The sequence below is a fragment of the Lacinutrix sp. genome, from assembly GCF_029238095.1.
Taxonomy (GTDB): Bacteria; Bacteroidota; Bacteroidia; order Flavobacteriales; family Flavobacteriaceae; genus Lacinutrix.
Window position 1 is genome coordinate 42645 of sequence record NZ_JAQWGS010000005.1, and the last position, 20895, is coordinate 63539.

A 20895-nucleotide genomic window follows, 5' to 3' on the forward strand; every position below is an offset into this window, starting at 1 on the left:
AATTATTAAAATTAATTAGCGTAAATTCTTCTTCATATATACCTTCAATATAAATAATAAAAGTACACATAAAACAGCTAATCCGGTCATAATTGACCAAGTGTTATCGAAACCTAAGCGCTCTGCTAATTGCAAGCCAGCGTTATGGCCAAAAATACTTCCTATCGAAAATGCTATAGCATACATAGCCATAAACTCGCCTTGATTACCACGTTTTGCACGATCTAAAGCAAAACCATGAGCAAATGGGAACGCAATCATTTCTCCTATTGTCATTAATAACATTCCAATAATTAATATTCCAGACCAATGTGTAATATTTAGAACAATCAAGCTTAATCCAACTAAAAAGGCACCAAAAAGTATTAAGCTTACTTTCGTGTTTTTTGTGCGTTCTAACCATTTAATTAGAGGCATTTCAAAAAGAAAAATAAACAATCCATTACCACCAAGTAGTAATCCAATTTGTAATTCTGTTAATTCATGTGTTTCTCTGTAGTAAATAGGCATAACAGAAAAATATTGGAAGAACACTATAGCAAAAAGAATCATGGCCATAAAAAATATTAGAAAAGGAGTGTCTTTATAGGCAGACTCAGGTTTTTCGATTTTTATCTCATCTTGTATTTTTGCTTTTTTTGGATGTAATACAATAAGTAAAACAAGTGTAGCTAAGATACAAGTGATACCATCTACCCAAAATAAACCTGAGTAGTTAAGATGCATAATTATTAATCCACCAATAGCAGGTCCAGCAGAAAAACCTAGATTAATTGCTAAACGAATAAGTGTAACACTACGTGTTTTATTTTCTGATTTACTATAAGCACTCATAGCTACAAAAGATGCAGGTCTAAACATATCTGCCACACACATGGTGAAAAAAATACCTAAACAAAGCGATTTAAAGGTTGTGAGATATTGTAATCCAATAAAAAGAAAGCCAGTTGCTAGAAGGCTAAATACCATTATTTTGTAATAGCCAATACTATCTGTTAATTTGCCGCCAAGCCATGTGCCAACTAAAGAACCTAAACCAAAACAAGACATAATCCAACCTACATTACCCATTGAGATTTCTAAATCTTCGGTTAAGTATATTGATAAAAAAGGAATAACCATTGTACCTGCACGATTAATTAAAGTAATTAATGCAAGCCACCATATTTCTGTAGAGAGACCAGAAAAGGAATCGATGTAATTAGTGTAAAGTTTTTTCATGGTTTGTTTGGTTTGGTGTTATTTCATTCAAGTTGGATTTTTAAACATGGTTTTTAAATAAGTATGTTATTTAATGGCGATTATCGCCAAATAAAAAGTCCAACTGCAGAGTTGGACTTTTAATATTGTATAAATTGATATTTAAATCATCATAAAATATAATAAGCCCACATTGTATTTCTACAAGAGGTCTGTTGCTTAAAATATGTAATGACTGTATTCATTTTTAATTTTTGATAGTATAAAACTAAACAAAAAAATTTTAAGTTGTACTTTTGAAAAGAAAAAAGTCAATTTTATTATGAGAAAAATCATGTTACTTTCTTTTCTGTTTACAATGATTTTAGGTTGTGCACAAGATAAAAAACCGCTTTTGGGAGACACAGCATACCAAAAAGAACAGAATGCTAAATTTAAAGATGCTGCAACATCGCCTTTAACAGAAAAAGACAGAAAAACATTTAGTGCTCTAGAATTTTTTAAATTTGATTCTACTTACGTAGTTACCGCAAATTTTAAAAGAACTCCTAACGAAGCACCTTTCGAAATGCCCACGACTACAGAAAGAAAACCAATGTATGTTAAGTATGGAGAACTAACTTTTGTGCTAAAAAACAAAGCTTGTAAATTAAATATCTACCAAGATATTGAACTCGTAAAAAAAGAAGGCTTTAAAGACCATCTGTTTCTACCTTTTATAGACGAAACCAATGGCGAAGACAGTTATGGTGGTGGACGCTATTTAGATACTAGTTTACCAGAAGGCAGCACTATGGTTTTAAATTTTAATGAAGCTTATAATCCTTACTGTGCCTACAATCCAAGATATTCTTGTCCAGTAGTACCTCTTGAGAATTCTTTAGATTTAAGAATTGAAGCTGGTGTTAAGATGTTTACTAAACATTAAAGCGCCTAACAAGAGTATTAGACGCCATAATTATTTAGTCCCTAAAAACTAACTTAATTTTTAATAATACGTTTAGATAATTTTCCAATATCTGTTTGTATTTGCAATAAATACATACCTTGTTGTAGATTAGATATGTTTACTTTTTCAAACTGATTTTGTAATTGCATTACTATTTTTCCATTAATATCTATTAGAGTGATCGCTTTTATTTGAATATTATTAGGTGTTTTAATATTTATATAATCTGAAGTAGGAATTGGATAAATGTTAACTTCAGAAAGTGTTTCTGTTTCAACACCTAATGTTCCGTCAATTTCAAATAATTTCCTATCGTATAAAGACCAAGTGCCATCTGCATTTTGTACACGAATATGCAGATAATGGTCACCTTGAGCGATATTTCCAGGAGTTGGAATTACGAGGTTTTCATTTAAATCATCTCCAGAAACAGAAAGCGCTGAAGCATTCCCAAAACCAGGATCGATATCTATAAAATATTCGGCAGTTATTATAGAAGCTGAATTAGTTAAAGGAATATCTGATACTCTAAAAGTTTTATTATCATACATGCTCCAAGTATTATCACTGTTTTTAACACGTAAAAACATACGATGTGTACCAATAGGTAAACTTGTGGTTGGAATACTAAAGTTTTCATCTAAAGAAGCAACATCAGCAACATCTATAATTGTTCCATTGCCCAAACCAGGATCTGTGTTAAAATAATACTCAGCCTCCACAATATCTGACAGATTCGTAGTTGGCACATCCGAAACTCTAAAGGTTTTATGGTCGTACATACTCCATTTGTTGTTACTGTTTTTTACACGTAAAAACATTCTGTGTGTACCAATAGGTAAACTACTAGTAGGTATACTAAAGTTTTCATCTAAAGAGGCTACATCAGCAACATCAATGTTTGTATCATTACCTATGCCAGGATCTGTATTAAAATAGTATTCAGCCTCCACAATATCTGATAGATTTGTTGTTGGTACATCTGAAACTCTAAAGGTTTTGTAGTCGTACATACTCCATTTGTTGTTGCTGTTTTTTACACGTAAAAACATGCGATGTGTGCCAATAGGTAAGCTTGTTATTGGAATACTGAAATTTTCATTTAATAAATCCACATCAGCAACATCAATGTTTGTACCATTACCTATGCCAGGATCTGTATTAAAATAGTATTCAGCATCTGTAATATCTGCTAAATTAGTATCTGGCACATCTTGGATTCTAAAGGTTTTATAGTCATACATACTCCATTGGTTATTACTATTTTTCACACGTAAAAACAGACGATGTGTGCCAATAGGTAAACTGGTGGTTGGAATGCTAAAGGTTTCATTTAAAGAAGCTACATCTGCAACATCTATATTAGTCCCATTTCCCAAACCAGGATCTGTATTGAAATAATATTCGGCTTCAACAATATCGTCTAGATTTATTGTTGGAACATCGTAAATCCTGAAGGTCTTATAAGTGTACATAGTTGTTAAGCCAGTTACATTTACAACTCTCATAAATAATCTATGTGTTCCTTGAGATAATCCAGTAGTTGGAATATTAAAGTTTTGATTTAACAATTCTACATCTGGATCAATATCAATAGATACTCCATTTCCAATGCCAGGATCTGTATCAAAAAAATATTCTAAACTAGAAATGTCCGATTGAGCTAACGTTACACCAACACAAAAGCAGCCTATTAAAAAGGTATATAAAGCTTTCATAATTTTGATGTTTTTAGTTAGTTTTATTAGCGTTTGCCTTTAAGTTTACATTTAAGTTAGAACCTGCTGGAACCATATTATTACTTATTGTCATTTCGGTTAAATACGGTAATTCTGTTGGGTAACCTCTCATATCAAAATCGTAATAGCCATTATAAATACCAACATCATTTCCATCTGTTCCAGCATCATTTCCAGCAGAACTTGCGCCTAAATTATAGTCATTATCTGCAGCCCAATATGGATTGTTTGCAGGAATATTTGCAAAAAATGGATTTTGATTATCTAAATTACCTGTGCCATTTAAAGCTGTAATAGTTGGTGTTCCATAATGGTAGGTTAAAGAATTGTTGTGTATTATTGGGTTTCCTCCATTTTGGTCCACTTGAGTCATTGCGTTACTAGTAAATAGCCAAATATTATTTTGACATACCAGATTATTTGGTGCGAAAAATAAAGTATAAGCTGAAAATGCTTGATCTCCAATTATTACATTATTATTAAAAATTGTGGTATCATTAAAATATTGTAGTGCATTCTGTGCTAAATTTTGAATAAGGTTATTTGTAATAGTTATGTTTGTACTATTAGTAGGCGTTCCATTTAAGACTATTAGATTTCTAATAACATTACCTCTAAATGTAATATCTGCATTACCTCCAGAAGAAGCGTAAACACCACTTGAAATAAAGTTATCTTCTACTAACAAATCTGTAACACTATTTCCTGCTGAAATCGTACCAACAACATTAATTCCTGAAATTTTAACATTACTGGCACTCACAATAATATTTCCAGTAGTTGTTGATTCACCATTATTAAGTTCTGGTGCATAACCCATACCCAGAACAGTAACAGATTTGTTTATGGTTATGTTTCCATAAGAACCACTTGAAGGTTGTATTAGAATTGTATCTCCATTAGATGCTCCAGCAATTGCTGATGCAAATGTTGTATAGACTTGTGAAGGCGAATCGTCTATAAAAACATTTCGATCTACAATTAATGTGTTTTGTGCATTTGTAAAGCTTACAACAAGTAAGGCAATACCTAAAATAAATTTTTTCATGATAATTAAGTTTTTATGATTAATAAAATCAAAATTCTTAATTACTTGAGAGTTATACTATACGTAGAACGTCGTATATTTTTATTTTACCATAAAAATCCCAAGGAAAACAGCAAGAAAACCAACCACAAAACTTGCTACTGTATAGATAGCAAAACTTGTAAAATCACCAGCTTTTAAAAAAACTTGGTTCTCGTATGCAAATGTTGAAAACGTTGTAAAGCCTCCACAGAAACCAGTTGCTAAAAGCAACGTATGGCTTTGGGTTAGTGTATTGTGCTTTAAAGCTAAACCTAAAATAATACCAATAAGTAAACTTCCTATAATGTTGGCAGCAAAAGTCCCGTAAGGAATTCCGTTTTCTGCATTGTTTAGCCATCTACTAAGGATGTAGCGTAAAACACTTCCAAAACCTCCACCAATAAAAACAAGGAGTACGTTTTTCATATTTATTTTACTGCTATGTAAATTTCTGTTTTTAAATCTGCAGGATTGGGAGTATTAATTGGAGAATTAAGATAAGATTCTATATATGCACCATTTTCGTCTTGTTCTAATCCACTATCTGCAATAGCCTTCATCGTTTTGTCCCAAGCTTCTTTTAGATTATTGTAATCACCATTAAGTGTAGTTTTTACTGCCTTAAAAGGCTCTAGTTGTCCTGTTAAAATAGATTCTCCTGTAGTTATAACACGCGCAGTAGTTGGTATAGAACAAGAAAACATAATGGTATTATTTGCTTCATCCCATTTATGATATAAAATAAAAGGTGCTCCAGCCATTGTGATATTGTTATTTGTTGCATATGCTATAACCTCTTGAAGCATGGCTGCCATTTTGGGTTTAAACCCATCAAACGAAGTTGCTGCAGTGTTGTAAATATAAAAACCACCACTATGTTGTGTTGTTTCTTTGTCTACTACAATACTATATTTTTGCATATCTGAAATTACAATACTATCTAATTTCTCTAAACTACGTTCGTAATCTGGACCAATTTGTTTTTCCATTCCTCCCATAACTATATTGTAAGCTTTGAAATCGAATGGTAAATCTTTGCCTTCAATTGTCCAAGTTACATCTGTAGAGCCGTCATCGTTTGGTTTAAATGTCCATAAAACATAAGATTTTGGGTACTCTCCAATTTGCATAACTTGGTTTATAGATTTATTGGTATTGGTTTCAATGGTTTCCATTTTGCCAAAACCATTCTTGTCTTCCCAAGAATAACTAGCACCTTCTCCTTTTGTTAATTTTGGTAATGTTATTTTTATTTCTGGATCTTTTTCTACCCAAGAAGACCATGAAGCCCAATTTTTGTAATCATTTACGTTATTGTAAATAACAGCTGTTGGTGCATTAATTGTTCGCGTTCTGCTAACAGAAAAGGTATTGGGTTGGACAGCAATGTATATTGCTAAAGCTATAATAGCAATTAGTATGAGAAAGAAAATATATTTTAAGGCTTTCATAAGTATAAAATCAAGAAGAAGCTATCCAAATTTACAAAATTTAAACAATAACACGTTTTAATCAGTTGATTAAAATTTTTACTTAAAAATAAATTTTATAGCTGCAATAAGCCCAATAAAACTAATAAAAGCAATCAAAATCCAAATAGAGCCTTTATAGTATTGTCTATGCAACTTTAAGTCTTTTCTGTAAGTGTACACTAAAGCTGTAATGAAGGCAATAGCAAAACAAATGGCAAAAATTAATTGTCCTGTACTAAACATAGTAGTATTTTTATACAAAAATAATGAATACTTGCAGTAAAAACGATTTCAATTAAAGATTCCTGCTTTTATTATTATTAATTTAACTTTACGAATATATAATACAATTTACAATTACAAAACATATGAAAAATAAAATAGAAGCAGTAAAAGCATTTCATACAGCATTTAAAATTGGACATTTAGAATCTCCAAAAGCAAATTTAGGGCATTCTAAAAACACATTGCGCTATAATTTAATGAAAGAAGAAAATGAAGAATACCTTGAAGCTGCAAATGATAATGATTTAGTAGAGGTTGCAGATGCTCTAGGCGACATGCTTTATATTTTATGTGGTACTATTATAGAGCATGGTATGCAGGACAAAATTGAAGAAGTCTTTAACGAAATTCAACGCAGTAACATGAGTAAATTGGGCGAAGATGGGCAACCCATTTACAGAGAAGATGGTAAGGTTTTAAAAGGCCCAAACTATTTTAAACCAAATATTAAAGAGATAATAGAAAAGTAGTATTTGGCTAACAATAATCAGTGTTTCGTTTGCAGTGATTACTCGAATAAATAGAAATAAAAAAAAATCAGCCAAAGGCTGATTTTTATATCTATCTATCAAAAGTATATTATACCTTTACTCTCCAGCCAAAAGGATCGTCTGTTTTATTCGTTTGTATTTTTACAATTCTATTTTTAAGTTTTGTAGCATAAGCGTTATCTATCTCAGGAATTTCGTAATCTTCACCTCTAAACCCAAATCCAGAAATTGGAGAAATTACTGCTGCTGTTCCTGCTCCAAATATTTCTTTTAAACTGCCATTTTTAGCAGCTTCTACAAGTTCACTTACTTTTACTTTTCTTACTTCTGTATTTATGCCTTCCGCTTTTGCAATATCTAGAATACTCTTTCTTGTTACGCCATCAAGAATTCTCTCGCTAATTGGAGAGGTTAACAAGGTGTCGTTAATACGAACAAAAACATTCATAGCTCCAGCTTCTTCAATATATTCGTGAGATGTATCGTCTGTCCAAATTACCTGTTGGTAGCCTTTGTCTTTTGCCAATTGTGTTGGGTAAAACTGCCCAGCATAATTACCTCCAGCTTTTGCATAACCAACACCACCATTTGCAGAACGAGAATAGGTCTCTTCTATTAAAACTTTTACTTTTCCAGAAAAATAAGGACCAGAAGGAGCGCAAGCCAAAATAAATTTATAGGCATTTGAAGGCGAGGCATGAAATCCTTCACCAGTAGAAAAAACAAAAGGTCTAAGGTATAGAGAACTTCCTTCTTTGGTAGGAATCCAATCTTTCTCTAAGTCAAGAAGCGCTTTTAAACCTTCCATAAAATAATCTTCAGGAATTTCTGGAATAGCCAAACGTTTAGCAGAGATGTTAAGACGTTTTACATTTTCCATTGGTCTAAACAAAAACACATCATCATTACTATCTTTGTAAGCTTTCATACCTTCAAAAATAGATTGACCATAATGAAATATTTTTGCAGATGGCATTAAACTAATAGAAGCAAAAGGCTCTATTTTTGGCATTTGCCATTTGCCATCAATATAATCGCATGTTAACATGTGATCTGAAAACACTTGACCAAAAGCAAGATTGTTAAAATCTATACTTTCGATTTTAGAGGTGTTTACTTTAGTGATTTCTATTTGTTCTTTTGTTATGTTTCCCATGAAATTAATGCTTCATTATATTTTGCAAAAATACAAATTTAAGCGTTAAGAAATCTAAAATTCATCTTAAAATACTATCTTTGTTAAAAGATAAATATATTAATTATTAAACAAAAAACATGAAAAATTATATTCTAGTGTTGTTTATGGTTTTAAGCTTTATGGCTTGTAAAGAAGAGCAAAAAACAGAGATTGTTGAAACGACTGAAGAGATGGCTTTAAACTATAAATCTTTTGGTAAAGAAATTATTGCAGATGATGCTATCGCAGCAAAATCTATGGCAGAACATTATAAAGCAATGAAAGTTGGCGATAGTATAGACAGTAAAATGACTGCTAAAGTTGCCGAAGTTTGTCAAGCAAAAGGATGCTGGATGAAGTTAGATTTAGACAATGGAGAACAAGTAATGGTTAAGTTTAAAGATTACGGTTTTTTTATGCCTAAAAACATTGCAGGACAAGAAGTTATAATTAACGGAAAAGCATATGTAAATGAAGTTCCTGTAGAAGAGTTACGCCATTATGCAGAAGATGCAGGTAAAACAGCAGAAGAAATTGCAGCAATAACAGAATCTAAAAAAACATATTCTTTTGAAGCAGATGGTGTTTTATTAGTAGAAGAATAAACACATGAAATATTTAGTTTACATTTTTTGTTTCGCTTTTATCTTTAGTTGTAATTCTAAAGAAAAGAACGAAAATATTGAAGAGAACGTTGCAGGAAAGAAAGTGTACGTCATGTACCAACCTTCTGAAATGGCAACACTTATGAATGAAATGTATGCCGAAAATCTTAAAATTAAAAACGAAATACTTGCAGGAAATACACCTGAAGTATTTCCTACAGATTTTTTAAAAATTAACACAGCACAACTTTCAGATTTTAAAAAAAGAAATGCGAAATTTGAAGCTTTTTCAAAGCTTTACATTGTAGCAGAACAAGATGTTTTTAATTCAGAATCTGCAATGCCAGTTAAAGATCGTTTTAATAACGCAGTTGGTATTTGTATTTCTTGTCACCAAACAGAATGTACAGGACCAATACCAAGAATTAAGAAACTATTAATTAAATAGTTTTTTTTGAAACGTGAAATAATAATAACAAGCGATGGTTCTAAAACCATCCATATTCCAGAGTGGAACGAACAATACCATTCTACTCATGGTGCAATACAAGAAGCTAAGCATGTTTATTTAAAACATGGCTTAGCTTTTTTTTGTGCTTCTGAAGCTTATGTAAACCTCTCACAAATTTCTATTTTAGAAATTGGCTTTGGTACAGGTTTAAATGCCTTTTTAACAGCTATTGAAGCCCAAACACAAAACTTAAATTGTCATTATGTTGGAGTAGAAGGCTTTCCAGTTTCAAGAGAAGAATTAAAAGCATTAAACTATACCGAAGCATTAAAGCATCAAGAGTTATTTAATAAAATTCATATTTGTAATTGGGAAGAAAATACTTCAATTTCTAAAAATTTCCAGTTAAAAAAACAACAAAAACAGTTTTCTGAAATAGTAGCCGAAAACCAATTCGATGTTATTTATTTTGATGCTTTTGGACCACGAGTGCAACCAGAATTATGGACAGAAGCCATTTTTAAAAACATGTATAATGCTATGAAAATAGGTGGTATTTTAGTTACCTATTGTGCGCAAGGTCATGCCAGACGTGCAATGCTTTCGGTAGGATTTACAGTCACAAAAGTAGAAGGTCCACCAGGAAAAAGACACATGCTTAGAGCTGTAAAATCATGATGTGTTATTTCGATTGATTTCGAAGTATGAGGAATTGTATAGAGAATACATAAAGTTAAAACCTGAAAGTTCATTATTATTGTTAAATCCATTTTAAATATTTAACAAAGTAAATACTAAGTCGTATTTTTATAGAAAAAGAAATGCGAGTACTCATAACAGGCGCAACAGGATTAATAGGAAGTGAAATTGTAAAAAACTGTCATGCAAAAGGTATTGCAGTAAATTACTTAACAACCAGTAAGTCTAAAATCGAAAACAATTCTAATTATCAAGGTTTCTATTGGAATCCTTCTCAATCTAAAATAGATGTTAATTGCATAAAAGATGTAGATACTATAATACATTTAGTTGGTGCAAGTATTTCTAAACGTTGGACAAAAGCACACAAACAAGCTATAATAAATAGTAGATTAGAAACTACAGCTTTACTTCATGACACTGTAAAGAACAATTCTAATACCATAAAGCAAATTATCTCTGCAAGTGCTATTGGTTATTATCCAGATTCTCTCACGAATTACTATTCTGAGGACGAAAAAGAAATAAGCACATCTTTTCTTGGGCAAGTTGTAGAAGCTTGGGAGCAAGTTGTAGACACTTTTAAAACGCTAAATATTATAGTGTCTAAAGTTAGAATTGGTATAGTATTTTCTAATAAAGGAGGTGCTTTTCCAGAATTAGCGAAACCAATAAAATTTGGAGCTGGAGCAGTAATGGGAAGCGGAAAACAATGGATGTCTTGGGTGCACTTAAACGATTTAGCAGGAATTTTTATGCATGTTTTACAACATAATTTAGAAGGTATTTATAATGGTGTTGCTCCAAATCCAGCAACAAATAATACAATAACTAAAGTTATAGCAAAAAAAATGAAAAGACCTTTATTTTTACCAAATATTCCAAAGTTTGCAATGCAATTAGTTTTAGGCGAAATGCATATTATACTTTTTGAAAGCCAACGCGTAAGCTCTAAAAAAATTGAAGATTCTGGTTTTGAGTTTAAGTATGTTAATTTGGATGCAGCTTTGGAGGAGTTGGTGTAGGTTAGTTTCTTTTAAGTTCTGAGATATGAAAACGCTTCACTGTTGAATATCTTTTGTAAACGAAACTAGCTTTTTTTTACAAAGTAAAATATCCCCAAAACCAAAAAAGCCACATCTTTCGATATGGCTTTATAAAATTATATAGAAAAATCTAACTAGGCTTTCTTAGCAGTTACAGAGATTTTTAACTCTACATCATCTTTAATCATGTAGTCTCCTAATTTTGCAGGATCAACAAATTTTCCAGAGTTGTATTTAATATCCCATTCTGTTCTATCAATTGTAAAAACATCACTAGTAATAGTCATCATATCTTCATTCATACCAACTTTCACAGGAATAGTAATATTCTTTTTAATGCCTTTCATCATCAAGTTTCCACTTACGTTATCTCCTTCAACACTAGTAATTTCGAAAGAAGCATTTGGGAATTTTTCAACATCAAAAAAGTCATCAGCCTTTAAATGGCCTTCTAATTTTGCTTTTTGTTCAGCATCTTCAATATCTGTATTTGCTAGCGTAGCAATATCAAAAATAAAATTTCCACCAACTAATGCATTTCCTTTTGTCTCAATCACACCATTAGATAGGTTGATTGTTCCAGAGTGTCCACCAACAATTTTGTTAGCTTCCCACATGATCATAGATTCTTCAGCAATAGCTTTGTACTTTGCCTCAACAGCTACTTCTGCAACTTCTTTTGCTTCAGAAGTTTCCGCTTGTTTTTCGTTTTTACAACCAACTACAGCTAAACCTAAAGCTAATACTGTAAAGATATTTAATACTTGTTTTTTCATTTTAATTATTTTATTGGTTTGAGCAGCAAATGTAAATAAATATTACATGGAAAATACTTAAACTTTTCTTAAAAATTTAATAAAACTATTTCATTAGATTTTCTTTTAAAGGTATTGCAGCAAAAATTAAAAAAAAAGATAATGACATTTTGACATTTTTATAATAATGGCAGTACTTTTGCCAATTGAATTAGGTATTAAAAAAGTACACAAATGAGCAAAACAAAAGATACAAAAGAAGATATAGCAGAAGAACTAGTAGATGCTGCAACAGTCGAAGAAAATGCTGAAGTTGAAGCATTATCTGTTGAAGACAGTCTTAGACAAGAATTAGGACAAGAAAAAGATAAGTTTTTAAGATTGTTTGCCGAATTCGAAAATTATAAAAAAAGAACGTCTAAAGAACGCATCGAGTTATTTAAAACAGCGAGTAAAGATGTCATGGTGTCAATGTTACCTATTTTAGACGATTTTGAGCGTGCATTAATGCATATTGAAGATGATAAAGAAGCCGAAGAACTTAGAAAAGGTGTTGTTTTAATATATCAAAAATTACTTACTACCTTAAGTCAAAAAGGTTTAGCAGCTGTAGAAGTTAAAAAAGGAGACGTATTCGATTCTGAGATTCATCAAGCTATAACTCAAGTTCCTGCTCCAAGTAAAGACCTAAAAGGAAAAATTATTGATGTTGTAGAAAAAGGATATACGCTAGGCGATACAGTAATTCGTTTTCCTAAGGTAGTTATTGGACAATAAATTAAATACAGCTTTGCAAGCTAAAAGGCAAGAGTTGATAGCTTAAAACTAAATAAATAATATGGCAAAAAAAGATTATTACGACATACTTGGTGTTAGCAAAAATGCTACTACTGCCGAAATAAAAAAAGCTTACAGAAAAAAAGCAATTGAGTTTCATCCAGATAAAAATCCAGACGATGCTAATGCAGAAGCTAAATTTAAAGAAGCAGCAGAAGCCTACGAAATATTAAGCGACGAAAATAAAAAAGCACGTTATGACCAATTTGGACACCAAGCCTTCGAAGGAGGTGGTGGCTTTGGTGGTGGTGGAATGAATATGGACGATATATTCAGCCAATTTGGAGATATCTTTGGAGGCGGTTTTGGTGGAGGTGGTTTCTCTGGATTTGGAGGACAGCAACAACAACGTCGTGTAAAAGGTAGTAATTTACGTATTCGTGTAAAATTAACACTAGAAGAAATTGCTAATGGTGTTGAGAAAAAAATTAAAGTAAAACGTAAAGTTCAAGCAGAAGGAACAACCTATAAAAGTTGTAGCACATGTAATGGTTCTGGTCAAGTAACTAGAGTTACAAATACCATATTGGGTAGAATGCAAACGGCAAGTCCATGTCCTACGTGCTCTGGAGCAGGACAAACTATAGATAAAAAACCAGCAGGAGCAGATAGCCAAGGATTAATAGTAAGAGAAGAAGCTATTGCTGTAAAAATACCAGCAGGAGTTGTAGATGGTATGCAACTTAAGGTTTCTGGTAAAGGAAATGATGCACCAGGAAATGGAATTGCGGGAGACTTACTTGTTGCTATAGAAGAGCAAAATCATCCAACTTTACAACGTGAAGGTGATAATTTGCATTACGATTTGTATGTAAGTTTGCCAGATGCCATATTAGGCGCTTCTAAAGAAATAGATACAGTTACCGGAAAAGTACGTATTAAAATAGAAGCAGGTTTACAGTCTGGTAAAATTTTACGCTTACGCGGAAAAGGTATTCCTAGCATTAATGGTTATGGTAAAGGCGATTTATTGGTACATGTTAATGTATGGACACCAAAAACATTAAGCAAAGAACAAAAAGAGTTTTTTGAAAAAATGAAAGATGACGAACATTTTTCTCCCAAGCCAGAACATAGCGACAAGTCTTTTTTTGAGAAGGTAAAAGACATGTTTTCTTAACACTAGTAGAGCTTAAAATAAAAATCTGAAACACACTTTCAGATTTTTTTTATGTTAAAAAACTAACTTATTTAATCAAAAAAGCAATAGTTAAACAAAAAATAGTATATTTGATTTATCATTGGTTTGCGCCAATGGTAATTTTTCTTTTTCATAGCAATTTTTTCCCATCCTTTATTTGCGTAAAGGGTGGGTTTTGTTTTTAATAAGGTTTTGTTTTTATAAGTTCAAAACACAAACAAGAATGAAAAAGTAATTTTTAATCCATTAACGGTTGAAATCTCCTTTTAACTTTAATAGGCATTATTTCACCTAAACAGCGTTAAATTAAATCTAAACAGCAGCGCTTACATACTAACATTTTCTATATTTACACAACTAACAGATTCATCTATGAGTAAACTATTAGAAGCACAATCAGTTTCTAAAACATTTGGAGATTTTACAGCGCTTAACAACGTTTCTATTGCTGTAGAAAAAGGAAGCATATTTGGACTTCTTGGGCCTAATGGAGCAGGTAAAACTACTTTAATACGTATTATCAATCAAATAACAATGCCAGATACTGGTAAGGTGTTTTTAGATGGTGAACCTTTACAAAGACAACATATTCAAAATATTGGCTACTTACCAGAAGAACGTGGTTTATATAAAACCATGAAAGTTGGTGAACAAGCATTGTACCTAGCTCAATTAAAAGGTTTAGATAAAGCTGAAGCTAAAAAACGTTTATTAATGTGGTTCGAAAGGTTAGAAATTGGAGATTGGTGGAACAAAAAAATACAAGAGCTGTCCAAAGGAATGGCACAAAAAATTCAATTTGTAGTAACCGTTTTACATGAACCAAAATTATTGATTTTCGATGAGCCTTTTTCTGGTTTCGACCCAATAAATGCAGACATTATAAAGAACGAAATTTTAAGACTTCGAGAAGAAGGAGCAACTGTTATTTTTTCGACCCATAGAATGGAATCTGTAGAGGAACTTTGCGATCATATTGCATTAATTAATAAATCGAACAAGATTTTAGATGGTAACTTAAATGCTATTAAAAGGCAATATAAAACTAATACTTTCGAAGTAGGAATGAATACAGATAATATTCCAATGTTAGAACGTTTACTCTCAGAAAAATTCACAACCTCTCCAGCAGACTTTAAAACCTTAGACAATGGTTTAAAACTTAATATAAAGCTTTCAGAAAGCGAATCTGCAAATCAACTATTAAGTTATTTAACTTCAAAAGGAGAAGTGTCTCATTTTGTAGAATTAATACCAAGTGCAAGCGATATTTTTATTCAAGCAGTAAAGAATAATTAAAAACATGAATCATTTACCACTTATAATAAAACGCGAATACTTTACTAAAGTAAGAAATAAGGCCTTCATAATTATGACTTTTTTAAGTCCGTTAATAATGATTGCTCTATTTTCTGTAGTCGCTTATTTGTCTCAGTTAAACAATAATAAACAAAAAAACATTAGTGTTTTAGACTACACTAATGAAATTAAAACAGTATTTCAAGACACCAAAACTATAAAATATACAGTACTAGATAATCTTACTTTAGAACAAGCTAAAGCCATTGTAGAAGCACAAGAAAGTTACGGTTTGCTTTATATTAAAGACTTTAAACCAACTACTGGTTCAATGCCTATTGAAGCAAAAAAAAATGTTGATGTAGAGTTTTATTCTGCTGAAACCCCTTCTCTAGAAATTATAACAGGATTAGAAAATAAGATAGAACAGCGTTTAAAAGAATTGAATTTAAAAAGCAAAGGTGTTGATATAGCAACTCTAAAAAATGCAGAAACCAATATTACTATAAATCAAGAAAACTTTACAGGAGAAAAAACTTCTAAAGCCGATAGTTTAGTTAAGCTTATTTTTGGTGGAGCAGCTGGTTACCTATTATTTATGTTTATTATTATTTATGGTAATATGATTATGCGTTCTGTAATAGAAGAAAAAACCAGTAGAATAATAGAGGTTATTATTTCTTCAGTTAAACCAATACAGCTTATGTTAGGAAAAATTATTGGTACCACATTAGCTGGAATTACACAATTTGCAATTTGGATACTACTAGGAAGCATTCTTATGGTTATTGCATCTTTAATTTTCGATATTGATTTTACTCAAATAAATACGCCTCAACAAGACCTCATGACGCAAGCCATGCAAAATCCAGATTCGAATACAGATGCGCAATTATTTATAAGTGCGTTTTTTAATATGCCATTAGCCAACTTAATTATAGCATTTATTTTGTTTTTTATAAGTGGTTATTTATTATACAGTTCTTTATATGCTGCCATTGGTGCAGCTGTAGACAACGAAACAGATACCCAACAATTTATGCTGCCTATAATTATGCCTTTAATTTTGGCTGTTTATGTAGGAGGTTTTACAGTAGTTGGAGATCCTCATGGAACAGTTGCAACAATATTTTCTTTTGTTCCTTTTACATCTCCAGTGGTTATGCTTATGCGTATTCCGTTTGGTGTTCCTATCTGGCAACAAATACTTTCATTGTTAATTTTAATTGGTACATTTATATTTACAATATGGTTAGCCTCCAAGATCTACAGAGTTGGTATTTTAATGTATGGTAAAAAGCCAACTTATAAAGAACTTTTAAAATGGATTAGATATTAGTAAAATGCAAGAAACGGTAACAAATAAAATAGAAAAAGAATTAGAGAAAGTTGGCGAGGTTATTAGCGAGAGTAGTCTGTGGGAGAAATTTGTTGAATTATTAAATTACCCTCTTTATACTTTTACTAACGAAAATGATACAGTAACTGGAATTTTAAAAATAAAATACATTATACTAGTTATAGCTGTTTTAATGCTAACAACTTTTGTACTACGCTGGTTAAAGAAGTTGTTAACCAGCCATATGCCTATTGAGGATAGAGCAAAATTTACTACAGTATTTTCTTTTGCCAGATGGTTAATTTATATTATTGTTTTTTTAGTAGTATTAAGTTCTTTAGGTATTAATGTTACTGCTATTTTTGCCGCATCAGCAGCATTATTAATAGGTGTTGGTTTAGCATTACAAACATTATTTCAAGATATTATTTCTGGAATTTTTATTTTAGTAGACCAATCTGTGCATGTTGGAGATATTATAGAAATAGAAGGAAAAGTTGGTAGAGTAGAGGAAATAAAACTACGAACTACAAGAGCTGTTACAATAGATAATAAAGTACTAGTCATCCCAAACCATTTATATTTAACTAACAGTTTATATAATTGGACACAAAATGGTTCTTCAACACGAGAAACTATAGATGTAGGAGTAGCTTATGGAAGTGATGTAAGACTGGTTGAAAAATTATTAATCAAAGCAGCAAAATCTTCAAGTTTAGTATTTAAGCAACCTGAACCTCGTGTAATATTTACAGATTTTGGGGAAAGCTCGTTAAATTTTAGAGTCGCATTTACTATAGAAGATAGTTTTAATGCAAGATTTCCTAAAAGTGAAATACGCTTTGCAATAGATAAACTTTTTAGAGAAAATAACATTAGTATTCCATTTCCACAACGCGATGTTCATGTTATTCAAAAAGAGAATCAGGATATTCAATTAAAAATGTCTTCAAAGCAATCTTAATTCGAATAATTAATTTATGAAATACCAAACGGTTAAGTTCTTTCTTATATTTTTTTCTATTGTTGCATCAAAAAACACATTTGCTCAACTTAAAGATTTAGCGCGTTTGGAATATTCTTATATACCTAAAAGTAATTCCGAAGATAGTTTTAACCGATTTAGAGGTTTAGTAAATTATCCAATAAAAACATCAGAAGATTGTTACCTTATTGTTGGTGGAGAATATAGTAGAATAGCCTTTGATATTGAAGATAATTACCCATTTGATACCTCAAATTTAAACCGTTTACATGTTATAGATTTAAATGTTGGCTATACTTTTAAACTAAAAAGTGGTTGGCGTTTTGGCGCTAAAATTTCTCCCAGAATAGCATCAACGCTAAGGCATGAAATTACAGGAGATGATTTTTTAATAAATGGAGGTATTTATGCCATTAATGATAAAACAAAGTCTGAAACTATAAACAAACCGTATCGATTAATTTTAGGTCTTACTTATAATAGTACAATAGGTGTACCATTACCGTTACCATTTATAAGTTATTATAGACGTATAAACAACCAATGGTCTTATAATCTTGGAGTCCCAAAAACTAACGTAAAATATTTTTTTAGTGAACAAAGTATTTTGCAAACGTTTGTTGGTATCGATGGTTATTTTGCAAACATTCAAGATGGTATTGTTATTGAAGGAGGTAATCAAGCAGAAAGTATTTCGCTTTCTGTAGTAATCGCAGGATTAGGCTACGAATATTGTTTAACAAACCATTTAATATGGTATGCCTATACTGGTTATACAATAAATATGAATAATAGATTACGTGATGAGAATAGAGAAGAAGTTTATAAATTAGACAATGTAAACGCATTTTACTTAAGAACAGGAATTAAATTTAAAATATAATGCCAAAAATATTAGTAATAGAAGACGAAGCTGCAATTAGAAGAGTTTTAATAAAAATTCTATCTGAAGAAAATGATAAATACGAATTATTTGAAGCCGAAGACGGTTTGGCAGGAATCGAAAAAATAAAAAAAGAAGATTTCGATCTTGTGCTTTGCGATATAAAAATGCCAAAAATGGATGGTGTTGAAGTACTGGAAGCAACCAAAAAAATAAAACCAGAGATTCCTATGGTCATGATTTCTGGTCATGGTGACTTGGATACAGCAGTAAATACCATGCGTTTAGGTGCTTTTGATTATATTTCAAAACCACCAGATTTAAACCGTTTGCTAAATACAGTCAGAAATGCTTTAGATAGAAAAGAATTGGTTGTAGAAAATACTATTCTTAAAAAGAAAGTTAGCAAAAAGTACGAAATGGTTGGTGAAAGTGATGCTATTTCTCAAATTAAAGACATAATAGATAAAGTTGCACCAACAGATGCACGTGTATTAATTACAGGACCAAACGGAACAGGAAAAGAATTAGTTGCACACTGGTTACACGAAAAAAGCACACGTGCAAAAGGACCAATGATTGAAGTTAATTGTGCTGCAATACCAAGCGAATTAATAGAAAGCGAGTTGTTTGGTCATGTAAAAGGAGCTTTTACAAGTGCTGCAAAAGACAGAGCAGGCAAGTTTGAAGCAGCAAATGGAGGCACCATTTTTTTAGATGAAATTGGAGATATGAGCTTATCTGCACAAGCAAAAGTACTGCGTGCTTTGCAGGAAAGTAGAATTCAGCGAGTAGGCAGCGACAGAGATATAAAAGTAGATGTTCGTGTTGTAGCAGCAACTAACAAAAACTTAAAAAAGGAAATAGCAGACGGTAGATTTCGTGAAGACTTATACCATAGATTAGCTGTCATTCTTGTAAAAGTTCCTGCACTAAACGAAAGAAGAGACGATATTCCTTTGTTAATTAAACACTTTACTAAGAAGATATCAGGCGAACAAGGAACAATAGAAAAGAGTTTTTCGGCGAAAGCCATAAAATTATTACAAGAATACGATTGGACAGGAAACATTAGAGAACTGCGAAACGTAATCGAAAGATTAATAATTCTTGGTGGAGTAGAAGTAAGCGAGCAAGATGTTAAATTATTTGCAAGTAAATAATTATTAAATAACTAGAAGTTAAAGACCAAATTGTACTCCAAATCCAGTTTGAACGTCAGGAATATTAATAACAGTAAAATCTTGTTGAAGATAAAAACTTAAAGTTACTCCTTTTTTTGTGTAAGAATAAATTAGGGACCAGTAATCATTGTTTTTATACAAATTAGTTGCACCATGTCCCCAAGAATTAAAGGCTAAAGGATCTCTTATTGGAACAATATATTCAAGCTCTTCTTTTTTGTTTAAACTTGTTTGAATGTAAAAAATAACACCAAAACTATGCACATTTGCACTCTTAGTTCTTAAGCTGTACTCTAAAGCTGTTTCAGAATTTGCAATAAAATTATTAGTACCAAATTCCAGATTATCACTTTTAAAGTCAGCTAAAGCTTTCTTTAAAACACCTAAACTTGTACCAACATTAAAATTACTTCTATCGTTAATAACAAATGTTTTTAATGCATTTCCAGATAACCCAAAGTCTAATGAAGAGTTACTGCTAGATAAATTAATACCTAAATGTGCACCAAAGTTTACATAAAACCGTTTGTTTTTATTGCTTAAACTTTCAGGATAATAATAGTAGGCTGTTTCAAGTCCTGTTGCAAATAAGTTTCCGTTATCTACTTTTAAGCTATTTCCATTCCTATCAGTATATTCTATACCTGCTTGTTCTAATCCAAAAACTTTTCTATCAAACGGATCTTCGCCACCAGCAATATTACTATGAAAACTTTCTATAAATTGATCTCCTGTTAATAGTGTAAATGGAGCTTTTCCTTTTGTTAAAAGAAAGGCTCTAAAGCCTATTTGTAATTCATGTTTTTCTGCAAGTTTAAAATTTAAGTTTCCTCTTAAGCCTTTTATTACGCCATCGTTTTTGGTGCTAAAAGAGTCTTTTTCATAAGAGCGACCATCAAACCCTCTATGCGCTTGATCCCAATTATAAGTTCTGGCAATTGCTCTGTCAGCTTCACTTTTAGGAATGTAAACTTTTATGCCTGGAGACCATACATTTCCACTTTCTAAACTTAAAGAGAGTGTTTTGTTTTTTAAGGGTTTAGAATTAAAATAACCTTGTAATCTAGAAAAATAAACACCAAAAGTATGCGTAGATAGAATACTTGGTTTTGTAATATTTTCTTTTATAAAAGGCTCTGAACTCGTGTTTTCTTGAGAAAAACTAAAGAGACTCACAAACAAAAACAAAGAAAGAAAAAGCGATAGTTGTTTCATATTAAAAATTGAATGTGCTAAAGTATGAATTCTTCGTTATATTTAAACAATATTTAAAGCGCATGAAAAAAATT

22 protein-coding genes are annotated in these 20895 nt (G+C 31.3%); 13 read left to right on the plus strand and 9 right to left on the minus strand.

All coding sequences use genetic code 11. The features are described 5' to 3' along the window. Positions 1–15 precede the first annotated feature (15 nt). Complete coding sequence (locus P8H50_RS01680; protein WP_300204941.1) at positions 16–1221, minus strand: MFS transporter; 1206 nt, start codon at positions 1219–1221, stop codon at positions 16–18. A gap of 301 nt (positions 1222–1522) precedes the next feature. Here P8H50_RS01680 and P8H50_RS01685 point away from each other — a divergent pair, with 301 nt between their 5' ends. Beyond that, on the plus strand, positions 1523–2128 hold the full coding sequence (locus P8H50_RS01685) for a DUF1684 domain-containing protein (protein ID WP_300204943.1): 606 nt from the start codon (positions 1523–1525) through the stop codon (positions 2126–2128). 53 nt (positions 2129–2181) lie between these two features. On the opposite strand, the gene P8H50_RS01690 is transcribed toward P8H50_RS01685, so the two are convergent. From P8H50_RS01690 to P8H50_RS01710, 5 genes are all read right to left on the minus strand, one after another. After that, on the minus strand, positions 2182–3867 hold the full coding sequence (locus tag P8H50_RS01690; RefSeq protein ID WP_300204946.1) for a T9SS type A sorting domain-containing protein: 1686 nt from the start codon (positions 3865–3867) through the stop codon (positions 2182–2184). Between the two features lie 13 nt (positions 3868–3880). Beyond that, on the minus strand, positions 3881–4936 hold the full coding sequence (locus P8H50_RS01695; RefSeq protein WP_300204948.1) for a hypothetical protein: 1056 nt from the start codon (positions 4934–4936) through the stop codon (positions 3881–3883). Between the two features lie 81 nt (positions 4937–5017). Beyond that, positions 5018–5383 (minus strand): fluoride efflux transporter CrcB, encoded by a 366-nt coding sequence (gene crcB / locus P8H50_RS01700; RefSeq protein WP_300204950.1) that lies wholly within the window; start codon positions 5381–5383, stop codon positions 5018–5020. A gap of 2 nt (positions 5384–5385) precedes the next feature. After that, a complete protein-coding gene (locus P8H50_RS01705; RefSeq protein WP_300204952.1) occupies positions 5386–6408 on the minus strand; it encodes an SRPBCC family protein in 1023 nt (340 codons plus the stop codon). 78 nt (positions 6409–6486) lie between these two features. After that, entirely contained in the window at positions 6487–6672 is a 186-nt protein-coding gene (locus tag P8H50_RS01710) for a hypothetical protein (RefSeq protein WP_300204953.1), read from the minus strand. A 125-nt stretch (positions 6673–6797) separates the two neighbouring features. On the opposite strand from P8H50_RS01710, the gene P8H50_RS01715 reads away from it, so the two are divergent. Next, complete coding sequence (locus tag P8H50_RS01715; RefSeq protein WP_300204955.1) at positions 6798–7184, plus strand: nucleoside triphosphate pyrophosphohydrolase family protein; 387 nt, start codon at positions 6798–6800, stop codon at positions 7182–7184. A gap of 109 nt (positions 7185–7293) precedes the next feature. Here the strand turns inward: P8H50_RS01715 and P8H50_RS01720 are convergent, their stop codons facing one another. Further along, entirely contained in the window at positions 7294–8361 is a 1068-nt protein-coding gene (locus P8H50_RS01720) for a branched-chain amino acid aminotransferase (RefSeq protein ID WP_300204957.1), read from the minus strand. Between the two features lie 119 nt (positions 8362–8480). On the opposite strand from P8H50_RS01720, the gene P8H50_RS01725 reads away from it, so the two are divergent. The 4 genes from P8H50_RS01725 to P8H50_RS01740 all read left to right on the plus strand — a co-directional run bounded on the left by P8H50_RS01725 (position 8481) and on the right by P8H50_RS01740 (position 11162). After that, the gene (locus tag P8H50_RS01725) at positions 8481–8987 is read left to right on the plus strand and encodes a DUF4920 domain-containing protein (RefSeq protein WP_300204960.1); all 507 of its coding nucleotides are present in this window, start codon (positions 8481–8483) and stop codon (positions 8985–8987) included. A 4-nt stretch (positions 8988–8991) separates the two neighbouring features. After that, positions 8992–9435, plus strand: a complete 444-nt coding sequence (locus tag P8H50_RS01730; RefSeq protein WP_300204962.1) for a hypothetical protein — start codon at positions 8992–8994, stop codon at positions 9433–9435. 6 nt (positions 9436–9441) lie between these two features. After that, positions 9442–10116 (plus strand): tRNA (5-methylaminomethyl-2-thiouridine)(34)-methyltransferase MnmD, encoded by a 675-nt coding sequence (gene mnmD, locus P8H50_RS01735; protein ID WP_300204964.1) that lies wholly within the window; start codon positions 9442–9444, stop codon positions 10114–10116. A gap of 143 nt (positions 10117–10259) precedes the next feature. Further along, positions 10260–11162: a TIGR01777 family oxidoreductase gene (locus P8H50_RS01740; protein ID WP_300204966.1), complete on the plus strand. Its 903-nt coding sequence runs from the start codon at positions 10260–10262 to the stop codon at positions 11160–11162. 155 nt (positions 11163–11317) lie between these two features. On the opposite strand, the gene P8H50_RS01745 is transcribed toward P8H50_RS01740, so the two are convergent. Beyond that, the gene (locus P8H50_RS01745; RefSeq protein ID WP_300204968.1) at positions 11318–11959 is read right to left on the minus strand and encodes a YceI family protein; all 642 of its coding nucleotides are present in this window, start codon (positions 11957–11959) and stop codon (positions 11318–11320) included. A gap of 213 nt (positions 11960–12172) precedes the next feature. Here P8H50_RS01745 and P8H50_RS01750 point away from each other — a divergent pair, with 213 nt between their 5' ends. The 7 genes from P8H50_RS01750 (at position 12173) to P8H50_RS01780 (ending at position 19585) form a co-directional block, all read left to right on the plus strand. After that, positions 12173–12715 carry a nucleotide exchange factor GrpE gene (locus P8H50_RS01750; protein ID WP_300204970.1) on the plus strand — a complete coding sequence of 181 codons (543 nt, stop codon included), beginning with the start codon at positions 12173–12175 and terminating at the stop codon, positions 12713–12715. 61 nt (positions 12716–12776) lie between these two features. Next, positions 12777–13895 carry a molecular chaperone DnaJ gene (gene dnaJ / locus P8H50_RS01755; protein ID WP_300204972.1) on the plus strand — a complete coding sequence of 373 codons (1119 nt, stop codon included), beginning with the start codon at positions 12777–12779 and terminating at the stop codon, positions 13893–13895. A 393-nt stretch (positions 13896–14288) separates the two neighbouring features. Further along, positions 14289–15215: an ABC transporter ATP-binding protein gene (locus P8H50_RS01760; RefSeq protein ID WP_300204973.1), complete on the plus strand. Its 927-nt coding sequence runs from the start codon at positions 14289–14291 to the stop codon at positions 15213–15215. Between the two features lie 4 nt (positions 15216–15219). Then, positions 15220–16554: an ABC transporter permease gene (locus tag P8H50_RS01765; protein WP_300204975.1), complete on the plus strand. Its 1335-nt coding sequence runs from the start codon at positions 15220–15222 to the stop codon at positions 16552–16554. A 4-nt stretch (positions 16555–16558) separates the two neighbouring features. Further along, positions 16559–17518 (plus strand): mechanosensitive ion channel domain-containing protein, encoded by a 960-nt coding sequence (locus P8H50_RS01770; protein WP_300204977.1) that lies wholly within the window; start codon positions 16559–16561, stop codon positions 17516–17518. A gap of 16 nt (positions 17519–17534) precedes the next feature. Beyond that, on the plus strand, positions 17535–18422 hold the full coding sequence (locus P8H50_RS01775) for a DUF6268 family outer membrane beta-barrel protein (RefSeq protein WP_300204980.1): 888 nt from the start codon (positions 17535–17537) through the stop codon (positions 18420–18422). Next, positions 18422–19585: a sigma-54 dependent transcriptional regulator gene (locus tag P8H50_RS01780; protein ID WP_300204982.1), complete on the plus strand. Its 1164-nt coding sequence runs from the start codon at positions 18422–18424 to the stop codon at positions 19583–19585. Before P8H50_RS01775 ends, P8H50_RS01780 begins: the two co-directional genes overlap by 1 nt. A gap of 18 nt (positions 19586–19603) precedes the next feature. Here P8H50_RS01780 and P8H50_RS01785 read toward each other — a convergent pair whose 3' ends face one another. After that, a complete protein-coding gene (locus P8H50_RS01785) occupies positions 19604–20821 on the minus strand; it encodes a hypothetical protein (protein WP_300204984.1) in 1218 nt (405 codons plus the stop codon). Between the last annotated feature and the right edge of the window lie 74 nt (positions 20822–20895).